Origin of the sequence: Paractinoplanes aksuensis (genome assembly GCF_024137025.1) — a bacterium.
In the GTDB taxonomy this organism is placed as follows: domain Bacteria; phylum Actinomycetota; class Actinomycetes; order Mycobacteriales; family Micromonosporaceae; genus Actinoplanes; species Actinoplanes aksuensis.
Genome location: NZ_JAMYJR010000065.1, coordinates 1 through 25,530 on the forward strand (window position 1 = coordinate 1; position 25,530 = coordinate 25,530).

General features: G+C 69.9%; 24 protein-coding genes and 2 pseudogenes. 8 read left to right on the plus strand and 18 right to left on the minus strand.

Annotated features, from left to right (window positions below):
* The 5 genes and pseudogenes from M1L60_RS45135 to M1L60_RS45150 all read right to left on the minus strand — a co-directional run.
* Window positions 1-775, minus strand: a 775-nt coding sequence (locus M1L60_RS45135) for an RsbRD N-terminal domain-containing protein (RefSeq protein ID WP_498370532.1), incomplete at its 3' end; no start/stop codon positions are given.
* Window positions 776-1,187: 412 nt separating this feature from the next.
* Complete coding sequence (locus tag M1L60_RS45140; RefSeq protein ID WP_253243787.1) at window positions 1,188-1,451, minus strand: hypothetical protein; 264 nt, start codon at window positions 1,449-1,451, stop codon at window positions 1,188-1,190.
* A gap of 264 nt (window positions 1,452-1,715) precedes the next feature.
* Window positions 1,716-2,246 (minus strand): annotated as a pseudogene (locus tag M1L60_RS48445) (sensor histidine kinase); the annotation flags it as partial.
* A 597-nt stretch (window positions 2,247-2,843) separates the two neighbouring features.
* Entirely contained in the window at window positions 2,844-3,386 is a 543-nt protein-coding gene (locus M1L60_RS45145; protein WP_253243788.1) for a hypothetical protein, read from the minus strand.
* A gap of 73 nt (window positions 3,387-3,459) precedes the next feature.
* A complete protein-coding gene (locus M1L60_RS45150) occupies window positions 3,460-5,040 on the minus strand; it encodes a bifunctional NAD(P)/FAD-dependent oxidoreductase/class I SAM-dependent methyltransferase (protein ID WP_253243789.1) in 1,581 nt (526 codons plus the stop codon).
* Window positions 5,041-5,116: 76 nt separating this feature from the next.
* Between M1L60_RS45150 and M1L60_RS45155 the strand changes: the two genes are divergently transcribed.
* Window positions 5,117-5,674: a helix-turn-helix domain-containing protein gene (locus M1L60_RS45155; protein WP_253243790.1), complete on the plus strand. Its 558-nt coding sequence runs from the start codon at window positions 5,117-5,119 to the stop codon at window positions 5,672-5,674.
* Between the two features lie 21 nt (window positions 5,675-5,695).
* Window positions 5,696-5,887 carry a hypothetical protein gene (locus M1L60_RS45160; RefSeq protein ID WP_253243791.1) on the plus strand — a complete coding sequence of 64 codons (192 nt, stop codon included), beginning with the start codon at window positions 5,696-5,698 and terminating at the stop codon, window positions 5,885-5,887.
* Window positions 5,888-5,969: 82 nt separating this feature from the next.
* Here M1L60_RS45160 and M1L60_RS45165 read toward each other — a convergent pair whose 3' ends face one another.
* The 12 genes and pseudogenes from M1L60_RS45165 to M1L60_RS45220 form a co-directional block, all read right to left on the minus strand.
* On the minus strand, window positions 5,970-6,341 hold the full coding sequence (locus M1L60_RS45165) for a hypothetical protein (RefSeq protein ID WP_253243792.1): 372 nt from the start codon (window positions 6,339-6,341) through the stop codon (window positions 5,970-5,972).
* 295 nt (window positions 6,342-6,636) lie between these two features.
* On the minus strand, window positions 6,637-7,620 hold the full coding sequence (locus M1L60_RS45170) for a cation diffusion facilitator family transporter (protein ID WP_253243793.1): 984 nt from the start codon (window positions 7,618-7,620) through the stop codon (window positions 6,637-6,639).
* Window positions 7,621-7,737: 117 nt separating this feature from the next.
* Window positions 7,738-7,962: pseudogene (locus tag M1L60_RS45175) on the minus strand (choice-of-anchor M domain-containing protein); the annotation flags it as partial.
* A gap of 249 nt (window positions 7,963-8,211) precedes the next feature.
* Entirely contained in the window at window positions 8,212-9,057 is an 846-nt protein-coding gene (locus tag M1L60_RS45180; protein ID WP_253243794.1) for an anchored repeat-type ABC transporter permease subunit, read from the minus strand.
* 1 nt (window position 9,058) lies between these two features.
* Window positions 9,059-9,781, minus strand: coding sequence for an anchored repeat-type ABC transporter ATP-binding subunit (locus tag M1L60_RS45185; protein WP_253243820.1), 723 nt, complete (start codon window positions 9,779-9,781; stop codon window positions 9,059-9,061).
* A gap of 14 nt (window positions 9,782-9,795) precedes the next feature.
* A complete protein-coding gene (locus M1L60_RS45190) occupies window positions 9,796-10,659 on the minus strand; it encodes a choice-of-anchor M domain-containing protein (protein WP_253243795.1) in 864 nt (287 codons plus the stop codon).
* A 13-nt stretch (window positions 10,660-10,672) separates the two neighbouring features.
* Window positions 10,673-12,217: an anchored repeat ABC transporter, substrate-binding protein gene (locus tag M1L60_RS45195; protein ID WP_253243796.1), complete on the minus strand. Its 1,545-nt coding sequence runs from the start codon at window positions 12,215-12,217 to the stop codon at window positions 10,673-10,675.
* 67 nt (window positions 12,218-12,284) lie between these two features.
* A complete protein-coding gene (locus M1L60_RS45200; protein WP_253243797.1) occupies window positions 12,285-12,923 on the minus strand; it encodes a choice-of-anchor M domain-containing protein in 639 nt (212 codons plus the stop codon).
* Window positions 12,920-13,585: a choice-of-anchor M domain-containing protein gene (locus M1L60_RS45205; RefSeq protein WP_253243798.1), complete on the minus strand. Its 666-nt coding sequence runs from the start codon at window positions 13,583-13,585 to the stop codon at window positions 12,920-12,922. Before M1L60_RS45205 ends, M1L60_RS45200 begins: the two co-directional genes overlap by 4 nt.
* Before the next feature lie 71 nt (window positions 13,586-13,656).
* Entirely contained in the window at window positions 13,657-15,195 is a 1,539-nt protein-coding gene (locus M1L60_RS45210; RefSeq protein WP_253243799.1) for a TIGR03773 family transporter-associated surface protein, read from the minus strand.
* On the minus strand, window positions 15,192-16,211 hold the full coding sequence (locus M1L60_RS45215; RefSeq protein ID WP_253243800.1) for a WxL protein peptidoglycan domain-containing protein: 1,020 nt from the start codon (window positions 16,209-16,211) through the stop codon (window positions 15,192-15,194). The genes M1L60_RS45210 and M1L60_RS45215 overlap by 4 nt, the downstream gene beginning before the upstream one ends.
* 48 nt (window positions 16,212-16,259) lie before the next feature.
* Window positions 16,260-17,729, minus strand: a complete 1,470-nt coding sequence (locus M1L60_RS45220) for a choice-of-anchor M domain-containing protein (RefSeq protein WP_438862225.1) — start codon at window positions 17,727-17,729, stop codon at window positions 16,260-16,262.
* 281 nt (window positions 17,730-18,010) lie between these two features.
* On the opposite strand from M1L60_RS45220, the gene M1L60_RS45225 reads away from it, so the two are divergent.
* Window positions 18,011-18,343 (plus strand): ArsR/SmtB family transcription factor, encoded by a 333-nt coding sequence (locus M1L60_RS45225; protein ID WP_253243801.1) that lies wholly within the window; start codon window positions 18,011-18,013, stop codon window positions 18,341-18,343.
* 19 nt (window positions 18,344-18,362) lie between these two features.
* Here the strand turns inward: M1L60_RS45225 and M1L60_RS45230 are convergent, their stop codons facing one another.
* On the minus strand, window positions 18,363-19,616 hold the full coding sequence (locus tag M1L60_RS45230; protein ID WP_253243802.1) for an MFS transporter: 1,254 nt from the start codon (window positions 19,614-19,616) through the stop codon (window positions 18,363-18,365).
* A 43-nt stretch (window positions 19,617-19,659) separates the two neighbouring features.
* Here M1L60_RS45230 and M1L60_RS45235 point away from each other — a divergent pair, with 43 nt between their 5' ends.
* From M1L60_RS45235 to M1L60_RS45255, 5 genes are all read left to right on the plus strand, one after another.
* Entirely contained in the window at window positions 19,660-20,769 is a 1,110-nt protein-coding gene (locus M1L60_RS45235) for a FecCD family ABC transporter permease (protein ID WP_253243803.1), read from the plus strand.
* On the plus strand, window positions 20,766-21,569 hold the full coding sequence (locus M1L60_RS45240) for an ABC transporter ATP-binding protein (protein ID WP_253243804.1): 804 nt from the start codon (window positions 20,766-20,768) through the stop codon (window positions 21,567-21,569). Before M1L60_RS45235 ends, M1L60_RS45240 begins: the two co-directional genes overlap by 4 nt.
* Window positions 21,566-22,564 (plus strand): ABC transporter substrate-binding protein, encoded by a 999-nt coding sequence (locus M1L60_RS45245; RefSeq protein ID WP_253243805.1) that lies wholly within the window; start codon window positions 21,566-21,568, stop codon window positions 22,562-22,564. The genes M1L60_RS45240 and M1L60_RS45245 overlap by 4 nt, the downstream gene beginning before the upstream one ends.
* A gap of 612 nt (window positions 22,565-23,176) precedes the next feature.
* Entirely contained in the window at window positions 23,177-23,785 is a 609-nt protein-coding gene (locus tag M1L60_RS45250) for a hypothetical protein (protein ID WP_253243806.1), read from the plus strand.
* Between the two features lie 168 nt (window positions 23,786-23,953).
* Window positions 23,954-25,339 carry an IS701 family transposase gene (locus M1L60_RS45255; RefSeq protein ID WP_253243807.1) on the plus strand — a complete coding sequence of 462 codons (1,386 nt, stop codon included), beginning with the start codon at window positions 23,954-23,956 and terminating at the stop codon, window positions 25,337-25,339.
* Window positions 25,340-25,530 lie beyond the last annotated feature (191 nt).

The following is a 25,530-nucleotide window of genomic DNA, read 5'->3' on the forward strand; positions in this document are numbered from 1 at the left end:
CGACAGCGATGCGCCACGGCCGTCCCCGGGGCAGCCGGCGAAGCTGGTCGTGCATCAGCTCGCCCAGGTCGGAGGCGTCGCGGCCCGGTGGCGTCCGGTCCGCGACGACCGGGTCGGCTGGCGCGACCACCACGAGCAGGCCGTCCTTGGTCGCCACCAGGACGTCCCGGTCACCGAGGCGGTCGAAGATCACCGCCTCGAGGGCGGTGATCGCGGCGTCGGCGTCGGGCAGCCGGCGGTTGGGCGCGGCCAGGGCGACCTGGTGCGAGCGGGCCAGGTCGAGGCCGAACGGCTCGGCCCGGTCGGCCAGCGCGCCCGGGTCGGAGTCGCCGCGCAACAGGTCGTCGACCAGCTCGCGGCGCAGGGTCTCCTCCCGTCGGACGAGGTCGCGCCGAGCCGCCGCGTACCCGTCGGCCAGGGTCGCCACCGCGTCGTCGATCACCTGCAGCACTGCTGCGGCCGCGGCCCGCACGACCTCGCTGTCGCGGCTGCGCACCACGGCCGGCAGGTCCTGCCACAACCGGCGAGCGGCCGACAGATAGAGCTGCACCACCCGTCCGGCCGACACTCCTTGCTCGGCGGCGCGGCGCCCCAGGCTCTCCACCGCGTCGAGCTCGGCCCGCTTGGGCCGGCGGCCGGTGATGGCGGCATCGGCCAGCAGCGGCAGATAGTCACCGAGCAACTCGACCGGCACACCGCCGGCATCCCGCCCGGCGGCGGACGCGACGTCGGCGAGCCATCGGTCCTCGGGTTGCCCCGCCGCACGCTTCACCATCACCGGCCCTCATCTCCGCCGACGCCGGCGTACAGGTCGACGAGCCGGCGCCGCCGACGCTACCGCACGCCGGGCGGCCGGGCCGCTTGCCGCTCAGGGTGGCCGTCACCGTCAACGGCCTCCTCTGCCGCGAGGGCGGCACGGGTACCTTGAGAATCGCCAGTCCCGAAGGGCGGCGACGCCGACCGAGTGTCTCGCACCGGGTTTGATGGAGTCCGCCGCACTCATCCCCTCCACCCGCCCCCTGTCGCGAGGCGCCACGGGGTGAGCTCGGCTTGAACCTCCAGCCGATGAAAGATCTACGCGCTGCCCAGGGACCGGCCGTCCCGCCCGGGCCGGCATCCTCTACACCGGGGTCGACGAGGTCCCGTTCGTCAGCGGCCCGGCCCAACCCTGCCGACCGGCTGGGCGGCTACGCCGACCACTCGTAGCCGCCCTGGTTCTCGATCCAGAAGTCCATCTTGCCGTCGGGACGCCGCCGAAGCTCCTCAGGCGGCAGCGGATAGCCCTGGAACGCGATGCCCTGCTCCCACCCGGCCGCGTCGCGGTGCCAGGTCGCGAGCTCGTCGGGGACGGCCGGATCCAGCTCGCCGGTCCTCCGGTCCCGGTCCGGTTCGCCGTACCACCTAGTCAGGAACGCTGAGAGAGATTCACCTCGATCGAACAGATTCCGCATGCACTGCAGTGCAGGAGGGCGGCGAGGGACTGTTTCGGCGGTCTCGAGCGCGGTGCTGGGTGGCCGAGGCGCATCAGCGCACCGCGGTGTCCTTCCCGGCGGTGGACCATTCGCTCGCGGTGGGCGGGGACGCGGTCGGAAGGCCGGCCCGAAGGAGTGCGCCACCGCGGGTGGAGCGGGCGACCGTGACCCGGCCGCCGTGGGCGTCAACGACCGCTGCACGATGGACAGCCTGAGACCGGATCCCGGCCGGGCCCGGGCGCTGTCGGCCCGGTAGAACCGGTCGAACACCCGCGGCGGGTCGACGGCGTCGATGCCTGGTCCGGCGTCGTCGACCTCGAGCACCGCCGACGCGCCGACGGCATGGAGGCCGACCTGGACCGGCTGGTCCGCGGGAGACCACTTGCCGGCGTTGTCGATGAGGTCGAGCACAGCCCGCTGCAGCGCGGCGGGACGCCCGCTCACCCACACGGAGCTCCTCACGTCGAGCGCGACCGCTATATCGGGGATGCGCGAACGCGCCCGGGCCGCGGCTTGCTTGCTGCGGGTGGCGGTCGGTGCCGAGGCGAGCTCTGCTGTATTCCTCCTGTGTAGGCGACTGCGCTCGCCTGCGCATACATTCGCAGCGTCATAGACAAACAACACATCGTTGCCGGCACTTCGCTTGACGCACTGCTGATCGTGCTGGCCGATCGATGATCTATAGGCCCGGTGAGAGTTCGAGGCGGAGAAAGCCAAGAACGCGATGGTCGAACTCGGCGGGGCGGTTTGGTTTGCCTGTGCCGATGTCGGCATGCTCAGGGATGGCCGGCACGGTCGCCAAGCCTATCGAGGCCAAGCATCCATTGCTGACTGTCGGTGTGCGAGCTTGACCATGAAGAACCCCGCTCGGGTGAAGTAGTCCCGAGCGGGGGTTCCGGGGAAGCTATTTAAGCGAAATGATAGTATGTAGGATGGAATGGGTATTGGTCTGAGTCAATCTCCGGACACAACCTCGTCGCATCCGTGCATTATTCAACGTACTGGTGGTCAGGTATGCCTGACCACGCCAATCACTCTTGCGTGACATGGTCAGAACCGGTCACCCTGGTGGGCGGCGCTCGCCATGACAACGGGGCCGCATCGCTGACCGCGATCATGGAAGCACTCGGCTGGGACCCGGATAGGCGTTTGTACATCCTCGTAAGCCGCGGGCTGATCGCGGTGTTCGCCGACAGCCGCGGCATCTTCCGGCGCACCCGTGCGTCCCAAGGCTCCGATGTTCGCCGAGTATGTGCCCATGGTTTCGGCGTCGGTCTCACCGGGGCTGCGCCGGGCCTACGGCACGTACTGGAATCGCGCCGTTCAGCGCTGGGGCACCCGCGCTCCCGGCCGAGGTGATCGCACCACCCGTCAGCGAGGTGGGGGCGGCTCTTCCGGGTGGACCGGTGCTTCCGACCGAACGGCGAGCAGTCGGCTGGGCACGGCGACCAGCGCGTACAGGGCGGCCACCCGGATGGCCAGGGCCCGGTGCGGATGAGGGTGGCCGTTCCGGGTGAGGCGGGCCAGCCAGCGCCGTTCCAGATAACGGCTCGCCATGGTGGTGCCGACCGTCACCGCGGCGGCGGCGGTCAGTGCGGTGCCGACCGCGACGGCCCGCCGGCGGGATGAGCCGTCGTTGTCGGGCGGTTCGGCGGCGGGAAGTCGAATGCCCACGTCGACGTAAGGGAGGCGGGGGCTGTCCGTTGGGGTCACCGCTGCGGAGCGATCGGCGCGAAGACCCGGGATCGTCGTGGCGGCGATCGCCGCGGCCAGCGCGGTCCGGGCGAGGCGGCGGCGGGCCGGTGGCAGTTCGGCGGCGGCGATCCAGCCGGCTGCGGACGCCACGTCGAGGCCGGCCTCGACGAGTGCGCGCAGGTAGGGGCGCCACGGGACGCCGTTCGGGTGGCTCGTCATCAATTCACGATACGGACCACGGTCAACTGCCCGGGCCAGGATCGGCGGCTGGGGCGCGTTCTTTCCACCGGGATCAGGGGGCCGATGTGCGAACCGCGCGCAGGATCACGTCGGTGACGTGATGAGTGCTGATCGCGCCGGTGGGCCGGGCCCGGGTCTCGTGCACGTCGATCCGCCAGTCCTTGGAGCTTTCGAGTGCGGCGCGGATCTCGTCGATGCCTACGTATGCGTCCGGGTCGAAGATCCAGGTTTGCTCGGCGGGGTTGTGTTCGGTCGGGCGGTGGGTCAGGTCGTGCCCGACGACGAGCAGCGTGCCGCCGACGGCGACGGCTGCGAGCAGGTTGTGCAGGCCGCGCTGGTCGGGTGTGCGGTGGAACGAGCCGTACTGGAGCGACACGAGGTCGTAGGTCTCATTGCCGTACGGTGTGATGTCGTTGGCGTCGCTCCGGAGCGTGCGTACGTCGAGTCCTCGGCGTTCGGCTTCGGTGCGGATCCGGGCCAGCGCGTTGCCGGAGATGTCGGTCGCGGTCACCTGCCACCCGTGCTCGGCGAGCCAGATCGCGTCCGCGCCTTCGCCGGCGCCGACGTCCAGCGCGCGTCCGGCCGGCAGTTCGCTTGTCTCGGCGGTCATCGTGCCGTTCGGGTTCGCGCTCCACATCCGTTCCTGCTCGGCGTAGCGCGCGTCCCATTCCTGTTCCCGGCCGGACGGGCGGGCGTGGGCGGCGATGTCTTCGGCGGCCAGGCTGAAGGCGACCTGCGCGCCGACGAAGGCGCCGTGGGCGGCCGCCGCGATGACCTGCTGCCCGGCGCCGGTGAGATTGCCGGCGGCGAAGAATCCGTCGACGTTCGTACGCCCGGTGGGGTCGGCCGCGACGATGTCGCCGAGCCCGCTCGGATGCGGTGCCGTGGCGACGTCGAGACCGCGGAACGCCTCGGTCCGGGCGTGGAACGTCGTACCCGTGAGCACGGCGTCGGCCGGCAGGGCGCGCCCGTCGTCGAGTTCGACGGACAGTGGTGCGTCCGTGCCGTCGGACACCCGCCGGACCCGGGTGGTGAGCACGGTGACGCCGGTTGCGGCGAGGTTGTCGGCGGTCGTCTGGTCGATGCCGGTGGCGTCGTGGATGACGATGGTGAGCCGGTCGGTCAGGTGGCGCATGAGCGACGCGGGGTGCAGGCCGATCGGCGTGCTGACGATGTGCACGACGCGTTGATCGCGGACCTCGTAGCCGTGGCAGAACGGGCAGTGGATGACCTGGCGTCCCCATCGTTCGGCGAGTCCGGGGATGTCGGGCAGGTCGTCGGCCACCCCGGTGGCGGCGACGACCCGGCGGGCGACGAGTGTGTGCCCGCCGGTCAGGTCCAGGTGGAACCCGTCGTCCTTGCGGCGGACGTCGACGACTCGGCCGGCGAGGATCTCACCGCCATAGCTGCGCACCTCGTCGCGGCCGATGGCGCGCATCCCGGCCGGGGGTGTGCCTTCCCGGCCGAGGTAGCCGTGCATGTGTTCGGCGGGGGCGTTCTGGGGTGTGTCGTCATCGACGACGAGGACGGAGCGCTGCTGCCGGACGAGCTGCAAAGCGGCGGCGAGGCCGGCGGCCGAGCCGCCGATCACGGCGACGTCACAGGTGCGGACGAGGGTGGGTGTCTCGGTCATGATGCTCAGCCTAGGAGCGCCTTTCTAAAACTGACAGGCGTCTTGCGGAAATAGCAAAGTGTGTCAGGGTGGGAGGGTGTTTGACGCAGACGTCGTGGAGCATCTGGTTCGCGCCCGGCTCCGAAGCCTCCGGACCACGCTCGGGTACTCGCTCGACGATCTCGCGGCGCGGGCGAACCTCAGCGCGTCGACGATCAGCCGGGTCGAGACGGGCAAGCGGGCGCTGAGCCTCGATGTGCTCCTCCCGCTCGCCAATGCGCTCCAGCTGAGCCTGGACGCACTGTTCGAGTCGGCGGCCGACGACGATGTCGTGATCCGGCCGGTGCAGCACCGGTCCAAGTCCGTGACGACGTGGCAACTGAACCGCATCGACGGGCGCACCCTGGCCGTGAAGACCCGGCTCGAACCCGACGACTCGCCGCCGTCGCAGCGGGTGCACCCGGGCCACGACTGGTTCTTCGTACTCGAAGGGCGGGTGCTGCTGTGGCTCGGTGACCGCCGGATCGAGGTCGTCGCGGGCGAGGCGGCCGAGTTCTCGACGATGACCCCGCACTCGAAGGCCGCGATCGGCGGGCCGGCCGAGCTGATCGAGGTGTTCGACCGCGAGGGGCAGCGCGCCCACGTCCACCACTGAACCCCGGATCGGGATGGCGCCATGATCGGCGTGACCGCTGAGGAGCATGCTGCCCGCGCCGCCGAACTCGTCGGCGAAGCCGAACGTCTTTACCAGATTTGCCTGGTCGATTATCAGACCAACATCAACGTGGACGACCGTGACCTGCGCTCGGTCCCGGTAGTGCGCGCGGCCGGGCTGGAGCCGACGATAGCGACGCAGATTCCTTGCTGAGGTGAACGTGATCCTCGCCGGTCCCCGACGGACCGCGGCTCTCCGATCTTGCTGCCCGAGCCGCGATTCGTCGGGACGGTGATCAGTGCTCGTCGTAGTGGCCCTGATGGGCTACGTGCCGGTGCCCGTCGTGGACGTAGTCGATGTGGTCGCCGTGGGTGACCGACTCGTGCCCGCAGTCGGTGCCGTGGACGTGGTCGTGAGCTTCGGCGGTCACGTGCGCCTCGGTGCTGCACTCGTCGTAGTGTCCGCCGTGGTCGGCGTGCACGTGGCCGTCGTGCAGGTAGTCGACGTGGCCGTCATGGGTGACCGCCACGTGGCCGCAGTCGTCGCCGTGGCGGTGCTGGTGCTCCTCGGCGGTCGTGTGGGAGCCGGTCTGACACTCGTCGTAGTGGCCGTCGTGGGCGAAGTGCCGGTGGCCGTCGTGGACGTAATCCACGTGGCCGACGTGCACGGCGGCAGGGTGGCCGCACTCGGTGCCGTGGACGTGTCCGTGAGTCTGGTGAATTTCGTGCAAGGTGTCGGTCATCATTTTCCCGTCGTCGTGGATCGAGCAAACCCTAACATGCAACCATCCGCATATTGCAAGACGCGCATATTATGAGATCGCTCCGATCCCGGGCGGTCTTCGTGGTGACCAGGGGTATCGGACGTTTGCTGTGCGGATGTGGTTTCCGGTTGAGGCCGGCTGTTGCGCCCTGCGGGGTTCATCGCCGCTTCACCCGGCTGCCCAAGCGATCCATGGTCCGTCAGTGCTGGTGAGTGTGGGCAGAGACGGGAGCCTCGCTGCGGTGTACCGGACCGCAGCGCTCGAGTCCGGCCGATTCGGTGATGTCGGCGACGTGGTCCACCTGCAAGGTGGTGTGCTGGATGTCGTGCCGGACCCGCAGCAACTCCTCCAGGCGGATGCGGCTGGTATGGCAGTCCGCGTGGTCGGCGACGATCACGTGTGCGGACAGCGCCGCCTGCTCGGAGGTGATCTGCCACAGGTGCAGGTCATGTATCTCGTCGACGGCGGGGACGGCCGCCAGCTCGGCGCCGAGGGCGTCGACGTCCGTACCGGCCGGCGCTGCTTCGAGCAGGATGCGCCCGGAGTCACGGATGAGCCGGGCCCCGGCGGTCACCATGAGCACGACGACGACCAGCGTCGCGATCGCGTCGGCGCGGGTGAACCCGGTGAGCACGACGACCACGCCGCCGATGAGGGTGGCGACGAAGGCGAACAGGTCGTTGAGCAGGTGCTGGAATGCACCCTCCACGTTCAGGCTCGTCCGGTTCGCCCGCGACATGCTCCAGGCCGCAGCGATGTTGACCACGACGCCGATCGAGGCGGTGATGAGAACGAGCTCGCCGGCGATCGGCGGCGGATGCACCAGGCGCTCGACGGCTTCGTAGGCGAGCCAGCAGCCCAGCAGCACGAGAGTCAGACCATTGGCCTGCGCGGAGAGGATCTCGGCCCGCTGGAGACCGAAAGTGAAGCCTCCCTGGGGCGGGCGCGCGGCCAGCCTCATCGCGATCAGAGCCAGGATGATCGCGGCGACGTCGGTCAGCAGGTGCGCCGCATCGGACAGCAGGGCCAGGGAGCCGGAGACGATTCCGGCCACGACCTCACCGGCCATCAGCAACGAGATGAGGACCAGCGCGATGACCAGCCAGCGCCGGTCGGCATCGGCGCGGACGCTGTGGTCATGCGCGCCGTGACTGCCATGGTGGTGGTGAAGGTGGCCGGCCATGTCCCTCCTCGGACCCCGTACGCCCTCATGTTTTCACCTTTGCGGCGGGTATGCGGCGATCTCGCGCGAGCCGGTTCCGGGTGAGCGTCCCGCGAAGGGGCCGCTCACCCGGACTCGTCAGATTGCGGTCAGGGTGAGTGTGCCGGTGTACGTGCCGGCCGCTGTCTCGGTCGGCACGCTCAACTTCAGTTCGGCGTCGAGCTGCGCGGTGCCGCGCCCGGCTCCGCCCGGGGCGGTCGCCAGCACAGCACTGCTCCCGAGTCCGGATCCGGACGGGGCGCTGACCCGCCCGGCGACGACGCCCTGCCGCTCACCCTGCCGGACCACGGTGGGTGTCCCTCCACGACATCGGCCTTCGAGGCCAGGGTCAGCCGGCCGTCGTCGAGGAAGGTCGACACGGCGTCGGTGTGCACACCGGCAACGATGCGGAGCTCTTTCGGCTGCGGCGCCGGACCGTCAGCCGCTGCCGCGGGCGCGGTGGGTGTCAGCACGGCGCCGATGCCCACAGCGATCAACGCCAGCGCTACCGCTTTCCGGCGTGGTCGTGGCGTCGTTCGACGCCGCGGAGAAATGACGGTCACAGAAGGCCTTTCAGGCGAGCCGGGCGATGAGGCCGTGGCGGGGGGCGAAAAGGTGAGCCAGCAGGAACGCGGCAGTCAGCGTGAGCACGATGGTGCCGCCGACGGGGAAGTCCCAGGACCAGGAGACGTAGAGGCCGATCAGGGCGCCGCCGGCCCCGACGGCCGGGGCGAGCAGCATCATGACCGCGAGCCGGTCGGTGAGCAGGCGGGCAGTGGCCGCGGGCGTCACCAGCAGGGCCAGCACCAGGATGTTGCCGATCGTCTGCACGGCCATCACGACGGCCAGAGTGACCAGCACGTAGAGGATCAGATCGAGCCAGAACGCGCGCAGGCCCAGGGCCCGGGCCATCTCGCGGTCCAGAGTGACAGCGACGAACTCCTTGTGCAGCAGGTACACCGCCAGCAGGACGACGATGGTGGTGCCCCCGACGATGTAGAGGTCACGGTCGGGGATGCCGGTGATGGAGCCGAAGAGGAACTGCTGCAGTGAGCCGGCGTAGCCGGGGGCGCGGGAGATGACGACGATGCCGAGGGCGAACGCGGCGACGAAGAAGATCCCGATGACCGAGTCCTCCTTGAGCCGCCGGTTCTGCGCGAACACCGAGACCAGCAGGGCGGTCACGATCCCGGCGATCGTGCCGCCGAGGACGAGGCTGCCGGAGAACAGGAACGCGATGGCCAGTCCTGGGAAAACGGCGTGGGCGACGGCGTCGCCGATGAAGGCCATGCCGCGCAGGACGACGTAGCAGCCGACGACGCCGCACATGACCGCCGACAGCACGGCGATGGTCAGGGCCTTGGGCAGGAACGCCAGATCGGGGTTGGCGAGGTCGGCCACGAACTGCCAGGGGGACACGTCAGGCTCCGACCGGCTCGGTGGGTACGGGCAGGGCGAGCGCCTTGAGCAGGTGACTGCCCGGGCCGACGTCGAAGGTCCGCATCCAGATCGCCGGGTCGCGCAGCTCCGCGGTCCGGCCGGCGGCAACGACGGTCCGATTTAGTAGCACCAGGCGGTCGCAGGTGTAGGCGGCTGCGGCCAGATCGTGCGTCGCCATCAGCACGGCCCGCTCGCGGGCGATGTGGGTGAACAGTTCGGTCAGCGTCTCCTGGGCGGGCATGTCGAGGCCGGTGAACGGTTCGTCGAGCAGCAGCACGGCCGGTTCCAGGACCAGGGCGCGGGCCACCAGGACCCGCTGGCGCTGCCCGCCGGAGAGCTCACCCACGGGCCGCTTTCGCAGGTCGGCCAGGTGCACCTGGTCGAGGGCGTGCCAGGCGGCCTGCCAGTGCGCGACCCGCGGGCGGCGGAACAGCCCGATTCGGCCGACCAGGCCGCTGAGCACAGCGTCCTCCACCGAGGCCGGAAAATCCCAGGTGAAATCGTGCCGTTGCGGCACGTAGCCGGCGCTGCCGGTGGTGACCGTGCCGGCGCGCAGCGGGATCAGGCCGAGAGCCGCGCGCATCAGGGTGGTCTTGCCGGCGCCGTTGGGGCCGAGCAGGGCGGCGAACTCGCCGGCGTCCACGCGCAGGTTCACGTCGCGCAGCACCGGTCGCCCGCCGAGATCGGCCGCGACACCAGTCATCTCGAGGGCGGCAGTCACCGGGCCGCCTCACGTTCGGCGCGGCGGCGCACTCCGGCCTGGCGCAGTACCAGGATCACGACGACGAGGACGGCCAGGAGGCCCGCCCCGGCCAGCACGACCACACCGTTCCGGGTCGGTGCGGCCGGCTCGGCCACGGCAGCGATAGAAGCGGACGGCAGGGGAGCGGTGAACGCGGCATCGAAGTCGGGCTCGGCCGAGTCGCCGACCGCGAGTCGCAGCACGGTGCTCGCGGTAGCGGTGGAGCCGTCGGCGAGGTCGGCGGATATGTCGACGGCGACCTGGTAGTTGCCCGGCCGGCCGAAGACCCAGTTCGCATGAGTGTGCGTGTTGGTCTCGACCCACATCGGCTGCGGGTACGGCTTGGCCGAGCTCCACAGCACCTGCGGGGCGCCCAGGTTGCCGGACTGCAGGAAGACGGTGACACGGCCTGGACCCTGCACGCCACGCAGGCTCATCGTGACGCCCCGGACGATCGCCTTCAGCACGCCCGGGTCCTGGGTGTTCCAGCCGATCCAGACCACCCCCGGCTTCTCGGTCTGGGGAACCACGTGCACCTCGGTTCCCGGCTTCTCGCCGAGGAAGGCATAGGCCTCGTCATCCGGGACCGGTTGACGGGCGGTGTCGCGGATGCGCAGCACTGTGTCGTCCGGCTCGCGCCAGACCGAGGGCACGGCATGGTCGTCGTGGATCTGGATCGTCCACTTGCCGTCGCGCAGCCGCGGCCCGATGTCGACATGGCCGGTCTCCAGCACGGCCCGGCCGGTCGCCTGGGACTGGCCGGCGTCCAGGGTCTGGTCGAGGCCGCCGGAGGGGGTGGGCGCCACCGCGAGGGTGAGGGCCAGAAGTGCGTTGATCACAGGTGAGTCCTCGTCAGGTCAGGCAGTCGTGCAGGGAGTCGGCGTTGAACCGCATCAGGGCGACGTAGCTGGTGACCCGGTCGTCGAAGGCGTCGCCGTAGATGTCACAGACCCGCACCCGCTCCTGCTTGGCCACCTCGACCAGAGTCGAGGAGCGGGCCCGCAGGTTGGGCTCCAGGAACACCGCTTTGATGTGCAGGTTGCGCAGGGTCTCGGTGAGGCGGCGGCGGTCGGTCAGGCTCGGCTCGACCGCCGGGTTGGGGGTGACGAAGCCGGCCACCGGAATTGCGTACGCCCGGGCCAGGTAGGCGAAGGCGTCGTGGGTGCTCACCAGGTGCCGGGCGGCGGCCGGGATGGCGTCGATGCGGTTCCTGACGTACGCGTCCAAGGTGCTGAGCTCGGTCAGGTAGCGCTCGGTGTTGGTGCGGTAAGTGGTGGTGCCGACCGGGTCGGTGGCGATCAGGCTGTCGCGGATCAGTTCGACGTACGCCTGGGCGTTGCCCACGTCCTGCCACAGGTGCGGGTCGATCTCGCCGTGCACGTGCCGGCCGAGCACCGCCTGCGGCAGCTGGTAGATCCGGGTGCCGGGCCGGCCGAGAAACCGCAGTCCGGGTCCGGCGGGAACGTCGCGCAAGGCCTTGGCGGGGACTTCGATCACCGTACGGGCGGGGTCGTGCCGTTTCTGCTCGGCCCCGCCCTCGCCGTCGGTGTAGAGGTAGAGCCGGCCGGTGTCGATGTCGGCCGTGACATCGGTGTGGCCGTCGCGCAGCACCAGGGCGCCGGCCATCCCGCGTACGGAATGCGGGTCGACACCCACCGCGAAGGTGAACGTCTGCTCGCCCAGCGGCACGGGCTTGGTGTCGGCGGCGACGGCCAGTTCGGCCCGCAGGGTGAGCCGGTAGACCCCGGGCTCGGTGAAGGCCCAGCTCATGTGGGTGTGCGCATCCGGCGGCAGCGTCACGGTGTCGTCCCGGTAGCCGTTGGCCGGGTTCAGACCGTCACCGGAGTCGAAGGCGATGTCGGGCCGGCCGAACGATTCGGTCAGATAGGCGGCCAGCCGACCAGGACCCTCTACTGTGGTCGCTGAGAGCCGGACGTCCGACGAGCGATCGACCCCGTGCTCGGCGCCCTCGCCGCGGGCGCGCAGGCCGAGCCAGACGGTGTCGAGGGAGACGTCCTCGACCAGGGGGATGATCTCGGCCGCGTACTTGGTGGCGCCTTCGGCCAGGGAGATCTGCCGCACTCCGTCGGGCAGGTTCGCGTCGAGAGTCTTGATGACGCTTTGCGCCTCGAGGAGTAGGTAGTTGCTGAAGGCGAGGTCGGCGTAGACGACGTTGCGCACGTCGCGCAGGGTGGGTTCGTAGGCATGCGCGTCGGCGTTGTCAGGCACGATCGAGTCGACCAGCACCCGGTCGCCGCCGACGTTGCGGACCAGGTCGGCCAGGATGCCGGTGGTGGTGACGACCTGGACGCGGCTGTCGTCGTCGCTGAGGGCGGGCGGCGGTGTGCAGCCGGCCACCGCGGCCAGCAGGATCGTGGCGGCGAGCAGGCGTTTCATGGGTCTCCGGGTACGGTGGGGCGTGGGTCCGCTCCAATTCCGGTGGAGCGGACCCACTCGTCGGTGACTACGGCAGAACGGTGAAGGTGAACGCCTTGGCGCCGGTGCTGACGGTGGCGCCGGTGCTCGCGAGGCGGGCCGTCACCTCGAAGGTGACGGTGTAGGTGCCGGACTGGGTGAAGCCCCAGTTGGCGTGGGTGTGGGCGTTACGGGCGACGGTGCGGGTGTCGGGCAGCCCGTCACTGGAGTCGAACAGCTTGGCCGGGGTGCCGGCCGAGACGGTGTAGACGCTGACCCGGCCCGGACCGCTGACGCTGCTGAGCTTGAACGTGAGCGAGTTGTTCTGCAGGACGTTGGCCGGGATCTCCTCGGTGTTCCAGCCGGCCCACAGCAGTCCGCTGACGTTCGTCTGCGGCAGCACCCATGCCGTGCTGCCCGCGGTGCCGAGGAATGACCATGCGCTTCCGCTGGGCACCGTGACTTTTGCTGCGGCCGGCACCTGGAAGATGACGTCGGCCGGGTTGCGCTCGACCGGGGTGGTTCCGGTGCCGTCGTTGACGTTCAGCGTGAGCGTGCCCGGCGCGGCGTAGTCGACGTCGAGGACGTCGACGTGGCCGCTGGTGAGCGTGACCGGTGCGGCCAGCGCCGGCGTGCCGGTGATCAGCGTGACGGCGACGGCAGTCACGACCGCCAGGGCGGCCCTCACGGCTGGACCACGAACTTGTAGACGACCGGCTCGGAGGTGACGGTCGTGCCCGTGCCGGCGAGCTTGGCCGTGGCCCGGACCTTGATGAGGTAGACGCCGGCCTTCTGGAAGGCCCAGCTGGCGTGCTGGTGGGTGCCGGCGGCCAGGGTGAGGGCGTCGGGCAGGCCGTCGCCGCTGTTGACCAGGATCTGGGGCGTGCCCACGGCGTCCTCGGTGAACACGGCGAACCGGCCGGGGCCGATCACCTTCTCGACCTTGACGGTGACCGTGTCACCGGCGAAGACGCCGGCCTCGATCTCCTCGGCGGCCAGGCCGGGCCAGAGCAGGTTCTCGTTCTGGATCTCGGGCAGGATCCAGACCGGCGCGCCGGGAGAGCCGAGGAAGCCGAACGCCGGGGCGGCCGGGACGATGGTCTTGGCCGCCCGCTTGACCAGCAGGACGACGTCGTCGACCGCGCGTTCGACATCGGGCTCGACGGTCTCGTCGTGGACGCCGATCCCGAGTTCGCCGTCCTCGTACGCGACGTCGACCACGTCCACGTGGCCGGCGCTGAGCACGACCGGGGCGGCTGGAACGGTGTGGGCCTGAGCGGGAACGGTTGTTCCCACCAGGGCAGCGGCCAGGATGCCGCTGCCGAGCAGCAGGCGGAGCGGTTTACGCAACGAATTCTCCTTGTGATCGGTTCGGCCGTGCTCGGCCGGATCGATCATCATGGTAATGAAACTCATTGTCATTAGGAAGGGTCCGTTGTGGAGCGATTCCGCCGGCGCGTCAGAACCAGGGTGAGCGCGCCGACCGTGAGCAGCAGTCCTCCGCCGGCGGCGATCGACATGATGTCGGTGCCGGTCTTCGCGAGGTTGCCGCCGCCTTTCGCGTTTCCGGAGCCTGCACCGGGACCGGAGCTGGAGCCGCTTCCGTCGCTCGCCGTACCACCGCTGGTGTCTGTCGAGTTGCCCACCGCGAGCGTCAACGTCCTGGTGTCCGACACCCGGGTGCCCCCGGTGGTGGTGGCGGCCATGTCGACGGTCAGCCGGTAGGTGCCGGCCTTGGTGAAGGCCCAGTTGCCGTGCGCATGAGTGTTCGGCGCGATGGCGAGCTGCTGGGGCAGCGACTTGTCCGAATCGAAGACGACCTCGGGTGTTCCGAAGGAACCGGTGAGGAAGAGCTTGAACTCGCCCGGGCCGCTGACCTTTGTGAGCCGCCAGGTGACGTTGCCCCGCGTGCCCTTGACCACCGACTCGTGCTGGGTGTTCCAGCCCGGCCACACGATGCCGGCCTGCTGGGACTGCGGCAGGAGGTAGGCCTTCTCGCCGGCTTGGCCGAGGAACGCGTATCCGGGGCCGGACGGCACGTCGATGCGGGCCTTGTCGGTGACCCGCAGAGTGACGTCGGACAGCTCTCGCCAGGTCGGAGGAGTCGTCGAGTCGTCCTTGAGGCGGATCCTGAGCTTCCCTCCGGCGAGCTGCGGACCCATGTCGACGTGTCCGTCGGAGATCACTTTTCGGCCGGCTGCGGCTGCGGGCGCCGCGTTGGCTGTCACGGCCGCGGACGGTGCTTCGTTCGCCGCGGCGCGAGGAGCGGCCGGTGCTGCGGCATCGGGTGCGGCCGCCGGTGGGGTCGACGTTGCGGCCGGGGCGCGGCCCGGGACTCGTACCCGATAGGTCGTCTCGTCGCTGACCGGCCCGGTCCCGGTGCGGGCGGAAGCGCGCAGGGTCAGCCGGTAGTCGCCGGCCGCGCCGAACAGCCAGGCGAGGCCGCCGATGCGCCGACCGGCGGGCAGCCGAGCGCTTCTCGGGCCGTCGCTGTCGAGCAGCAGGGAAGGGCGGCCCCACGACGACAGGGAGTAGGCCGCGAAGGTGCCGGGTCCGTCGACCGAGACCAGCTCGAGCGTGACCGAGCCGTCGGCGACCTGACCGCGATCCACGCCGGTGGTGTCCAGGGCGGGCAGGCGTGAGCCGTCGTCCATCAGCGACCACACGGGGGCGCCCGGCTTGCCGAGGAAGGCGAAGGCAGCATCGTCGGGCACGGCTCCGACCGGACCGTCCTGGGCGGTGAACCGCAATGTCTCCGGATCCACAGCGCCGGAGCCGCCCCGGAAGGCAAGTCGCAGCGCCCCGGATTCCAGCGACAGCGAGACCAGGTCCGCGCCGTCGACGTGGGGATCGGCCGGGTTGGCTGTGGCGGGGGCCGTCGCGGGCAGAAGCGCGGTGAACGACGCGGTGGCGGCGACCATGGTGAGGCGAACGGTCTTTAGCAGGGTCCGGCGCGTCATGAGCTTCCTTCCTTGACGGGTTCGGTGGCCTGCTCCCGGCCGCGCTGCTCGGCGGCGGCCAGGGCGGCCTGCATCCGTTGTCGGCGGCGGCGCCGGCTCGCGATGCCGGCGGAGACGAGGACGGCGGCGAGCGCCAGCAGGGCGAGCTGGGGCCAGGGGAGGAGCCAGAGCGAGTGATGCGACTCCGTGCGGCCGTCTGCACCGTTCGGGTGCACACTCAGGGTCAGTTGCTCGCGGAACAGTGGCGGCACGTCGCTCAGCCGGATCGACGTCCGCACTGATCCGCCGGGAAGAATCTCCGGTGCGGCCGTGGCGGTTCCGACCTTTCGGCCCCACCCGAAGGGGCCGCTCGCCTCGGCCGACAGGGCTCCGCTGAGCCGTGCGTTCCCGGTGTTGCTGATCGTGAAGTCGGCGGTGATCTGCGGCAGTCGCAGCGGATTCCACGACGTGTCGGTCCGCAGCCGCACATCGGTGATGCTCAGCGCCGGCCGCAGCGGTCCGGTGACCCGCAGATAGACCCGGGTGCCCACCCGGTGGTCCACCGAGACCTGATTACCGTTGCTGTCGTCGGTACCGGCCACCACGGAGGCCACCACTCCGGCCGCATGATCGCCCGGCGTGGCGTCGTCCGGCACGGAGAGGGTGAACGGCACGACAACCCGCGACGACTTCGGCAGAGTGAGCCGGGTCCGGGAGAGTGTGATCCAGCTGCCCGCGTCGGTGGGCTCGGCCCCACCGGCGCGCAGATCGAAACCGCCACCCGGGGTGGTGAACGCGTCGTTCGCGTAGAGGCGCAGGGTCAGCGGACGCTGCGAGTGGTTGGTGACCGCCACGTGATCGGTGACGGTGGCGCCGGGGTCGAGCTTGTAGTCCAGGGCCGGGCGCCCGTTGGGTCCCTTCGGGCCCGACGGGGCGACCGACCAGGTCAGCGAGTCGTCCGCGGGGGCTGCCCGCGCGGACGTGGGGGTGGGAAGGACGAGCACGGCGGCGAGGGCCGTGGCGGCGGCGGTTCGCATGAGGGTTCTCCGGGACGTGGGGCAGCCGGGGCTGCCCCACGTCCTTCATCAGATAGCGGTCAGGGTGAGCGTGCCGGTATAGGTGCCGGCCGCCGTGTCCGTCGGGACGCTGAGCTTCAGCGCCGCATCGAGCTCAGCCGTGCCCAGACCCTGGCCGTTCGGGGCCGACGCGAGCGCCGCGCTGTCGCCCAGGCCGGTGCCCGGCTGACCGGCGACGTACGGGGCGGCCACCGGCCCGGCCACCACGCCCTGCTCGTCGCCCTGCTGCGTGATGCTGGGCGTCCATCCCAGGTAGCCGCCCGCGAAAGACTGGCCGTCCTCGGTGCGGAAGCCGTCGGCGACCTGGCCGGAGGCCGTCCACCCGGGCTTGGCCGCCCGGGTGTCGGTCACCGTGACCGGCCGGAGAGCTCCGGAGCTCTCCCACCGGTCGCCGGCGGCCGCGAGCGTGGCGGCGGGCAGAGTCACCGTGCGGTCCTCGGGATCCACGCTGATCACGAGTGCGCCCTCGGACGCCTGGATGGTGGCCGTCACCGACTTGGCGGCGCTGCTGCCCGACGAGGGCGGAGCGACCCACAGGGTGACCGGATTGCTCTCGGCCGCAACGGTTTCGCCGTCGTAGAGCCGGACGACGTAGTCGGTGGCGTTCAGTGCACGCGTCGCGGTGAAGCTGTACGACGCGCCGGTCTCCCCTTGGATCGGGGTGTAGTCGTCCTCGCCTGCCTTTTTGGCGAACCACTGGTACTTCGTCAGAGGGCCCTGCGGGGACTGCACCGCCTGCAGCGTGACGGTGGTGCCCGGCTGATAGTCGCCTTCGGCCATGCCCGAGACGCTGAGACCGACGTCGCCACCGCCGGACTGACGGTCGCCGACGACGAACCTGTAGTCGATCGGCCCGGTGCTGACCGTCGTGCCGTTGGTCAGCGCGGCGTCCGCCTGGAACTTCAGTGTGTAGGCACCCTGCGCGGAGAAGACCCAACTGGCGTGGGCGTGGGTGTGCACCGGCACGTCGAGCCGGTCCGGCAGTCCGTCGCTGCTGCGGAACTTGACGTTCGGTGTGCCGAGCGAGTTGGTGTCGAACAGGGTCACGTCGCCGGGTCCGTCCACCCCGATCAAGCTGATGACGACCTTGTTCCCGGCGAAGACGCCCGAATCCAGCTGGCCGGTGTTCCATCCCGGCCACAGCAGCGCGGCGTCCTGCACCTGGGGCAGCATCCAGATCTTGCTGCCCGCCTGTCCCAGGAAGGAGAAGGCGGGCAGGTCCGGAACCGTCGTCTCGGCGGCGGGCAGGACCTGGAAGGTCACGTCGGCCGGGTCGCGTTCCACCGCGGGGCTCACGGTGTCGTCCTTGACCTTCAGCTTCAGGGCGCCGCCCTCGTAGTGCACGTCGATGGCGTCGGTGTGGCCCTTGGCCAGCACCACCGCCTCGGCGGCCAGGGCGGGGGAGGGGTCGAGCAGGGCGACGGCGGACAGGGTGAGACCGGCGACGACCGACGCAACGCGTATGTCAGGTCTCGGCACGCGTTGTCTCCTTTCTGGATGGCGACTAGATGAAAACGACTTCCATTTGCAGGTCGGGACGTTAGCACGAGATCCCGAGGGAAAGCGATGGCCGTCGGTACCGTCTTTCGCGAACGCGGACAGCACGACGGCTTCGGGCTCGATGGCGGGGCAGTGCCAGGATCAGGTCGCTGCCCGGGTGCCGCCGGCTCATCCGGACGAAGGTGGGGGGCGGGCATCCGCAAGGCTTCGTGGTGACGCAACGCATTGCTGCACTGAAGTGCGCATGAAAGCATGTGAGCATGCAAGACGGCGCGATCGGGCAGTACGAGGCGGCCGGTGAGCTGTTCAAAGCGCTGTCCTCGCCGATTCGGCTGGCGATCGTCGACCTGCTCGCGACGGAGCCGCGTTACGTTCATCAGCTGGTCGAGCTGACCGGCTTGACCCAGCCGCTCGTATCGCAGCATCTGCGGGTGTTGCGCATGGCCGGGCTGGTGCGCGGGGTGCGGCAGCGCCGCGAGATCGCGTACGGCCTGGTCGATGACCATGTGGCCCATATCGTGCGGGACGCTTTGACTCACAGCCGTGAGGATTGGCACCACACTGCGGATCGCGGCTCGGGCTCTGCCGCTTGAGTCGCGGTCCCGCGTGGGGTTACAAGTCGATGTGGCCTAGCCGCCGTACCGGAGAGAAGAGAAGGATGCCCAGGCCCAGGGCCACGGGGGCAGCAAGCAGCGCGTAGGCGGTGGCAACGCCGTGCGTGTCGGCGATGAGGCCGCCGAGAGCGGCTCCGACCGGTGTCCCGCCCCAGGCGATCATCCGCCCGGTGGTGTTGACGCGCCCCTGCAGATGGTCGGGGGTGAGCTGCTGGCGGACGGTGATGCCGTTGGTGATGGCGGTCGCACTGGCGAAGTCGCACGCCGCCCAGAGAAGCAGGGCTGCCCATACCTGTTCGGTTCCGGCCAGCGCGAGAACAGCGAGCAGGAACATCAGGTAGCCGGCGATCGACAGGCGTCCCACGCCCACGGCGCGACTCAGCCGTGGCAACGCCAGTGCGGACAGGAGGGCACCGACGGCGGCAGCGGTGTAGAGCAGACCGACACGACGGTCGCCGGTATCCAGTCCGAGTTGCTCGCGGGCGTGGACGACCAGCAACGCCAGAGTGCCCCCGGCGGTGGTCGACAGGCAGAAGCCGGTGAGGCTGAGGGTGCGGATGACCGGTTGGCGCCACAGGTACGACAGCCCCGCGACGATGTCCGATCGCAGGGAGTGGCCGTCGCGGCGAGGTTCGTCCGGTTCGAGGCCGCCGCCGATGCGCCGGAGCAACACGATCGAGGCCAGATAGCTCAGCGCGTCCACGATGAGCACCTGGGCGGGACTCCAAACCGTCGCCGCGACACCGGCGACGGCGGGTACAGCGATCCCGGTGACGGTGGCGGTGGCCCAGATGAGGCTGTTCGCCTCGACGAGGCGGTCGCGACCGGCCACCCGGGTCAGGGCGCCCCAGGCGGCGGCGTCGAACCAGCAGAAGGCGGTGCCGATCGCGGCGGCCACGCCGACGATGTGCAGGTCGTTCAGGTGCCCGAACGCGTGGGCGACCGGTGCTGAGAGCACCAGGGTCGCGGCCAGCAGCTCAGCGATGATCATGAGTCGCAGCCGGGAGCTGCGGTCGGCGACCGCGCCGGCGGGCAGGCCGAACAAGAGGTACGGAAGTGCTTCGGCGGCGGCGACGGCCCCGGTCAGCGCAGCCGACCCGGACTGCTGGTAGGCGAGCATGGGCAGGGCGACCGCAGTGGCTGCGGTGCCGGCGTAGCTGATCGACCGGGCCAGGTACCACCGTCTGAAGTTGGTGTCCCGCAGCAGGCCCCGAGCGGGACGGTCGCTGGTCGCGGTCGAGGATTCGGCCATGCGGCCATCTTGTTGGAAACGATTTCCATTGTAAAGTGCTCCCGTGTCGTCTCCTCCTGTCCGCGGGCTGTCCCCGGTGCGCTCAACGACGGTCGCCCCGGCCGGGCCCGAAGCGGTCCGGCGCCGTCCAGCCGTCCGGTACGCCGGTGTGCTCGGCGTGCTGGTCGCGCTGATCCCGATCGTGCTGGTGGTGGCGGCCGGTACCGGCGCTGTGTGGATCCCGCCCGACCAGATCTGGTCAGTCGTGTCCGCGCGGCTGAGCGCAGCGCCGGTCGGCGACGCACTGACCGACCAGATCGTGTGGCAGGTCCGCATCCCCCGGGTCCTTCTGGCTTTTCTGGTCGGCGCCGGTCTCGCGGTGGCCGGCACGGTGCTGCAGGCCGTCGTCCGCAACCCTCTGGCCGACCCCTATGTTCTCGGCGTCTCCTCCGGCGCCTCCCTGGCCGCGGTGGGCCTGCTGACGCTCGGCACGGCCGCCGGCGCCGGACTCGGTGCAACGATCGGCGTGTCCGGCGCGGCCTTCGGCGGTGCCGTCCTGACTCTCGCGCTCGTGCTGCTGCTCGGCCGCCGACGCGGCGTGCTCGACCCGTCGCGGCTGCTGCTGGCCGGAGTGGCGCTGTCGTATCTGTTCCAGGCCGCGACCACGTTCCTGCAACTTCGCGTGAGCAGCAACCAGCTGGCGGCCGTCCTGTTCTGGCTGCTCGGCACCGTGGCCGGGGCGGAATGGGGCAAACTTCTGTTGCCGCTGGTGCTGGTCAGCGCCTCGTTCGCGTGGCTGCTCGGGCAAGCCCGCCGGCTCAACGCGCTGCACCTCGGCGACGATGCCGCCGCCTCCCTCGGCATCGACGTGCACCGCCTGCGGCTGTGGCTGCTCGTCGTGGCCGCTGCCCTGACCGCGGCGGTGATCGCGGTCGCCGGCGGAGTCGGTTTCGTCGGCCTGGTCGCGCCCCACGCGATACGGCTGTTGATCGGCGCCGACCATCGCAAGCTGCTGCCCGCGGCGGCGCTGGCCGGCGGCCTTTTCCTGGTGCTCGCCGACCTGGTCGGCCGCGTTGTGGTGCAACCGCTCGAACTGCCCCTCGGCGTGGTGACCGCGGTGGCCGGCGTGCCGTTCTTCCTGATCCTGCTGCGCCGGGCCGGGGGATCGGCATGACCGGGGCGGTACTACGCCTCGACAACGTCGGCGTGCGTATCGGCTCGGCGCAGCTCGTCCGCGACGTCACCATCGATTGCCCAGCCGGCACCTTCGTCGGCCTGCTCGGGCCGAACGGCAGTGGCAAGTCTTCGCTGCTGCGCACCGTCTACCGGGCGCTACCCCCCGATTCCGGTGCGGTGTTGCTCGACGGGCAGGACCTGCTGCGCGAGCTGTCCGCCCGGCAGGCCGCCCGCCGGGTCGCCGTGCTGGCCCAGGAGCCGGCGCACGAAATCGGCTTCACCGTCGAAGAAGTCATCGCCGCCGGCCGCACGCCGCATCACGGCGCCTGGGCCCGATGGGCGAGTGCGGACCGTGCGATCGTCACGCAGGCCGTCGCCACCGTGGGTCTGACCGGCCACGAACACCGGCCGTTCAGCGCGCTCTCCGGAGGGGAGAAGCAGCGCGTTCTGCTCGCCCGCGCCCTCGCCCAGCAGCCTTCGGTGCTCATCCTCGACGAGCCGACCAACCACCTCGACATCGGCACCCAGCTGGGCCTGCTCGCCCTGGTCCGCGGTCTCGGCATCACCGTCCTCGCCGCACTGCACGACCTCAACCTCGCTGCCGCGTACTGCGACCGGGTGCACCTGTTGCAAGACGGTGCCCTGGTCGCCCACGGCACTCCCGGCGAGGTGCTCACGCCCGCGCTGATCGCAGACGTCTTCGGCGTCACCGCGCACCGCGTCGCCCACCCCGACACCGGACGCCCGCACCTCATCTTCGCCGACCCTGTTTCACCCTCCCGAGAGGACAACTCATGAAAAGGTTCCGGCCTGTCGCGATGGCGGTGGCCATTCTGAGCGTAGTTGCGGCCTGCGGATCGGGCTCTGCGACCGCCGACCCGGCGCCTGCCTCGTCGGCCGCCGACCCGGCGCCTGCCTCGTCGGCCGCCGGATTTCCGGTCGATGTGACGAACTGCGGCCGCACCCTGCACTTCGACGGCCCGCCGACCCGTGTCGTCTCGGGCTGGTCGTCCAGCACCGAACTCCTGCTCGCACTGGGCGCGGGCGACACTCTCGTGGGGCAGTACAACACCAGCACCGGTACGGTCACCGGCCAGTACGCCGATGCTGCGGCCCGGATCCCGGTGCTGGGCGAGAACGCCCCCGGCCGGGAACAGTTGCTGGCCGCCCGCCCGCAACTCGTCTGGGCCGACGGCGAGTACCTGTTCGACGGCAAGCAGCTGCCCACCATCGCCGACCTGGCCGAACAGGGAGTGCAGGTCATGGTGCTGAGCGGGTTCTGCGGCGACGATGCCACCAGGGCCAAGGTGCTTGACGTCGACACCGATCTCGACGCGCTGGGCCGCATCCTCGGCCGTCCGGCCGACGCCCAGCGGCTGCGCGCCGACCTCGACCGGCGCCTGGACGCCGTGGCCGAGCGCGTCGGTGATCAGCCGGCCACTCCGGTCGCGTTCCTCAGCACCTTCGACCGTCAGCTCTACACCTACGAAGGCGTCTACAGCGACATGGCCCGACTGGCCGGCGCCACGAACGTCTACGCAGGTGTTCTGCCCGAGAAGTCGTACTACGGGCAAGTGTCGGTGGAGGATGTGACCAGACGGAATCCCGGCACGTTGGTCTATCTGCTCCGTGCGGGCGAGAGCGAAGCCACCGCCCGGACTCAGCTCACGAAGACCCTGCCGACTGTGGCCGCGATCCGTGACAACCGCATCGTCTACCTCCCGCAGAACGACTCGACCAACCTGGCCGGAGTCGCGGGTGTCGAGAAGCTGGTGGCTGGGCTCCATTCGTGAGCGAAGTACGCCCGCCAGTCCACTTCATCGAAAACGATTTTCATTGTACGGTGATGTGCGCGCCCGATGTCCACGACTGACAGCGGGAAGCGGGCGCCGATGCGGACCCGGCCGGGAAGCGACGAGGCCCCCGGCCGGGCTTGCGTCCGAGGGACGAGCCCGACGCGCCGGAAGGGGAGCGTCATGAGTCCCGTGCCCACTGCTCCGGCCGGGGTCACGGTCGTAGTGTGCGACGGTCAACGCTGTCATGCCTTGCGAGACCGTACCGACACCGGTGTCGCTGACAGTGAGTCAGCCAGTCTGCTGGGTGCTCTGCGGGAGCGGGTCTGCGGCAGCCAGTACGGTGTCTTGACTCGCAGTGGCTGCTTGGGTGTCTGCGCGCAAGCTCCGGCAGTGCTACTGGTTCATCGGACTCACTTCGGTGCCGTAGGCACACTTTCGATCGCGTGGATCCACATTGACGCCTGTCTAAAAGCCCACGTAATCTGACGTTCGTTCCGAACCCGGTGGGCAGGGGTGTGCATGGCGCGAAAGATCAGCAGGCCGCAGTCAAACAGGGCGACGCCCCGGAACTCCGCAACCGGTCAGCCTTCCGCCGGGCCGCTTCGCGCTGTGATCGCACTGATGGTGGCGGCGGCAGTGGGTCTGTTCATCGGAGTACTCATAGCCAGCCCCACCGATACCGATACCGACACGGCAGTCGCGTCGCTGCAAGAGGCTGAGGCCAAGCGGGACGCCGCTCAAGTCGTCGAGCTGACCGCGCTGGCACGTAGCACCGCACAGCAGGTCAAGCCGGTGGTGGCCGGCTTGAAGGCCGGGCTCCCGAACACGGATGGCGGCAGTGCGAGCACCGCGGTTACGGACAAGCAACTGGCCGTCTGGAAACAGATCATGGTGCAGCAGGTGGAGCGGCACAAAGACACACCGTCGGGCAGCACCGCCACTAACGTCGCGCGCAACGGTCTGCGCAACGCGGTCAGCCAGCTGTCAATCGCCCTCGACACGTTCGCCGCTGCCCGTGCCCTGCCGTCCGGCCATCAACCGCCACTCTTCGCTGTGGCATCGCGCCAGCGACTACTCGCGGTCAACGACTGGTCGGTGGCGGCCACGCAGCTCGACCAGATCAACATCGACGCCGGTCATGGACACCAACACGTCTACCTCACGGACGCACCCGAAGGCGGCGCAAGCGTCGGCGACGGCGCACCCGAGGGCAGCTGACTCCGGGTTGTCTCGAGCGTGCCGATGACCACGCCCGACTAACGCCCCAGAGCATCACCCGGGCACGCACCACCAACTACAAGTGCCGTTGCAGTACTAGTAGGACTTTGTTAGGTCGTTGTGGCGTGTCGCTTGTGACGGTTGTGCTGTGGTGGTTGGCTGCTCGGTGTGGATGAGGGCGGGTTGGAGCAGGTCCGGGTGCAGCTCCAGGAGTTCGCTGCTGAGGTGTTCGCTGGGCTGAGGCGGATCGATCAACGGGAGACCGGGGTTCGATATCTGCGTGGGTTGATGCTCGACGGGCAGCGTAAGTCGATGCAGCCGATGGCTGCCCGTCTGGGCGTGGATCACCAGCAGCTGCAACAGTTTCTGACGTCGTCGACGTGGGACGTGACCGGTGTCCGGCGCCGGGTTGCGACGTCCGCAGTCGGTGTGGTCTCGCCGACGGTGTGGGTGGTCGACGACACCGGCTTCGCGAAAGACGGGCCGGCGTCGGCGTGTGTGGCCCGGCAGTACTCCGGCACCCTCGGCAAGGTCGGCAACTGCCAGATCGCGGTCAGCGTTCACGCCGCCTGTGATGCGGCGTCGGCGGTGCTGAACTGGCGGTTGTTCGTCCCGGAGTCCTGGGACGAGACCTGCGTTCCTGACGAGACAGGCAAGGTCGCCAACACCCACGCCCGACGTCTGCGGCGGCAGCCGGTCACCCTGGACGAGGCCGGCAAGAAGAAACCTCACCTGCGTAAAGAGGTCCCGCGTGAAGAGCTGATCGCCCAGATTCTCGCCCGGCGGGCGGCGTCGAAGGTTCCGGCCGATGAACGGTACCGGCCGAAATGGCTGATGGCCCTGGAAATGATCGACGAGCTGGCCGGCTGGGAGCTGTATCCACCGCTGTTGACCGCTGACGCCGGTTACGGGCAGGTCGCCGAGTTCCGGCAAGGTCTCACCGACCGCGGCATCAGCTTCGTCGTGGCGACCACCTCGAGCACCACCGCCCAGCCCGGTCACGCCGAGCCCACCCCGGTCGCCTACGCCGGCGTCGGGAAATATCCCACCCCGCGCTATCCGGACCCGGCCCGCAGCATCAAAGACCTCGCCCTCGACCACGGCGCCGGCCAGGCCGCCCTCGTGCACTGGCGTGAACGCCTGCCCGCAGCCGAGGGCGGCGATCGACCCAACGGCACCTTATCCGGGCACTTCTTCGCCCTGCGGGTCCGCCCCGCAGGCAGAAGCGTCCGTGAAGGCCTGCCACCGGCCGATGACGGGGTCCTGCCCGACTGCTGGCTGCTGGTGCAATGGCCGCCTGGACAGGCCGAGCCCAGCGACTACTGGCTGTCCGACCTGCCCACCGACACCAGCCTCACCGACCTGGTCCAGCTGGCGAAAAGCCGCTGGCGCATCGAACACGACTACCGCGAACTCAAAACCGGCCTCGGCCTCGACCACTTCGAAGGACGTTCCTGGATCGGCTGGCACCGCCACGTCACCCTCGTCACCACCGCCCAACTGTTCCTCACCCAGCTACGGGCGGCCGTCCCAAAAGCAGCAGGGCAGCCCTGAGCCTCTACGCCGTCCTACGGCACCGGCAATACCAACTCGCCACCTGGCTCGGCTTCTGCCCACACTGCCACCAACCCGTCCCCACCTAACAAAGTCCTACTAGGCCGGTGCCGGGACCGCCGACCAGATCAAGGAAACTGGTCAGACGCTACTACTTTCGAGGACGCGGTCAGTACTGACGGTAGGCCGGT

Excerpts from the sequence above, each read along its gene's own strand:
- M1L60_RS45240 (WP_253243804.1), top strand. The coding sequence starts at position 20,766 with ATGACCGGGGCGGTACTACGCCTCGACAACGTCGGCGTGCGTATCGGC.
- M1L60_RS45225 (WP_253243801.1), top strand. The coding sequence starts at position 18,011 with ATGCAAGACGGCGCGATCGGGCAGTACGAGGCGGCCGGTGAGCTGTTC.
- M1L60_RS45210 (WP_253243799.1), bottom strand. The coding sequence starts at position 15,195 with ATGACGCGCCGGACCCTGCTAAAGACCGTTCGCCTCACCATGGTCGCC.
- M1L60_RS45230 (WP_253243802.1), bottom strand. The coding sequence starts at position 19,616 with ATGGCCGAATCCTCGACCGCGACCAGCGACCGTCCCGCTCGGGGCCTG.
- M1L60_RS45185 (WP_253243820.1), bottom strand. The coding sequence starts at position 9,781 with ATGACTGGTGTCGCGGCCGATCTCGGCGGGCGACCGGTGCTGCGCGAC.
- M1L60_RS45195 (WP_253243796.1), bottom strand. The coding sequence starts at position 12,217 with ATGAAACGCCTGCTCGCCGCCACGATCCTGCTGGCCGCGGTGGCCGGC.
- M1L60_RS45150 (WP_253243789.1), bottom strand. The coding sequence starts at position 5,040 with ATGACCGAGACACCCACCCTCGTCCGCACCTGTGACGTCGCCGTGATC.
- M1L60_RS45160 (WP_253243791.1), top strand. The coding sequence starts at position 5,696 with ATGATCGGCGTGACCGCTGAGGAGCATGCTGCCCGCGCCGCCGAACTC.
- M1L60_RS45170 (WP_253243793.1), bottom strand. The coding sequence starts at position 7,620 with ATGGCCGGCCACCTTCACCACCACCATGGCAGTCACGGCGCGCATGAC.
- M1L60_RS45215 (WP_253243800.1), bottom strand. The coding sequence starts at position 16,211 with ATGCGAACCGCCGCCGCCACGGCCCTCGCCGCCGTGCTCGTCCTTCCC.
- M1L60_RS45140 (WP_253243787.1), bottom strand. The coding sequence starts at position 1,451 with ATGCGGAATCTGTTCGATCGAGGTGAATCTCTCTCAGCGTTCCTGACT.
- M1L60_RS45245 (WP_253243805.1), top strand. The coding sequence starts at position 21,566 with ATGAAAAGGTTCCGGCCTGTCGCGATGGCGGTGGCCATTCTGAGCGTA.
- M1L60_RS45145 (WP_253243788.1), bottom strand. The coding sequence starts at position 3,386 with ATGACGAGCCACCCGAACGGCGTCCCGTGGCGCCCCTACCTGCGCGCA.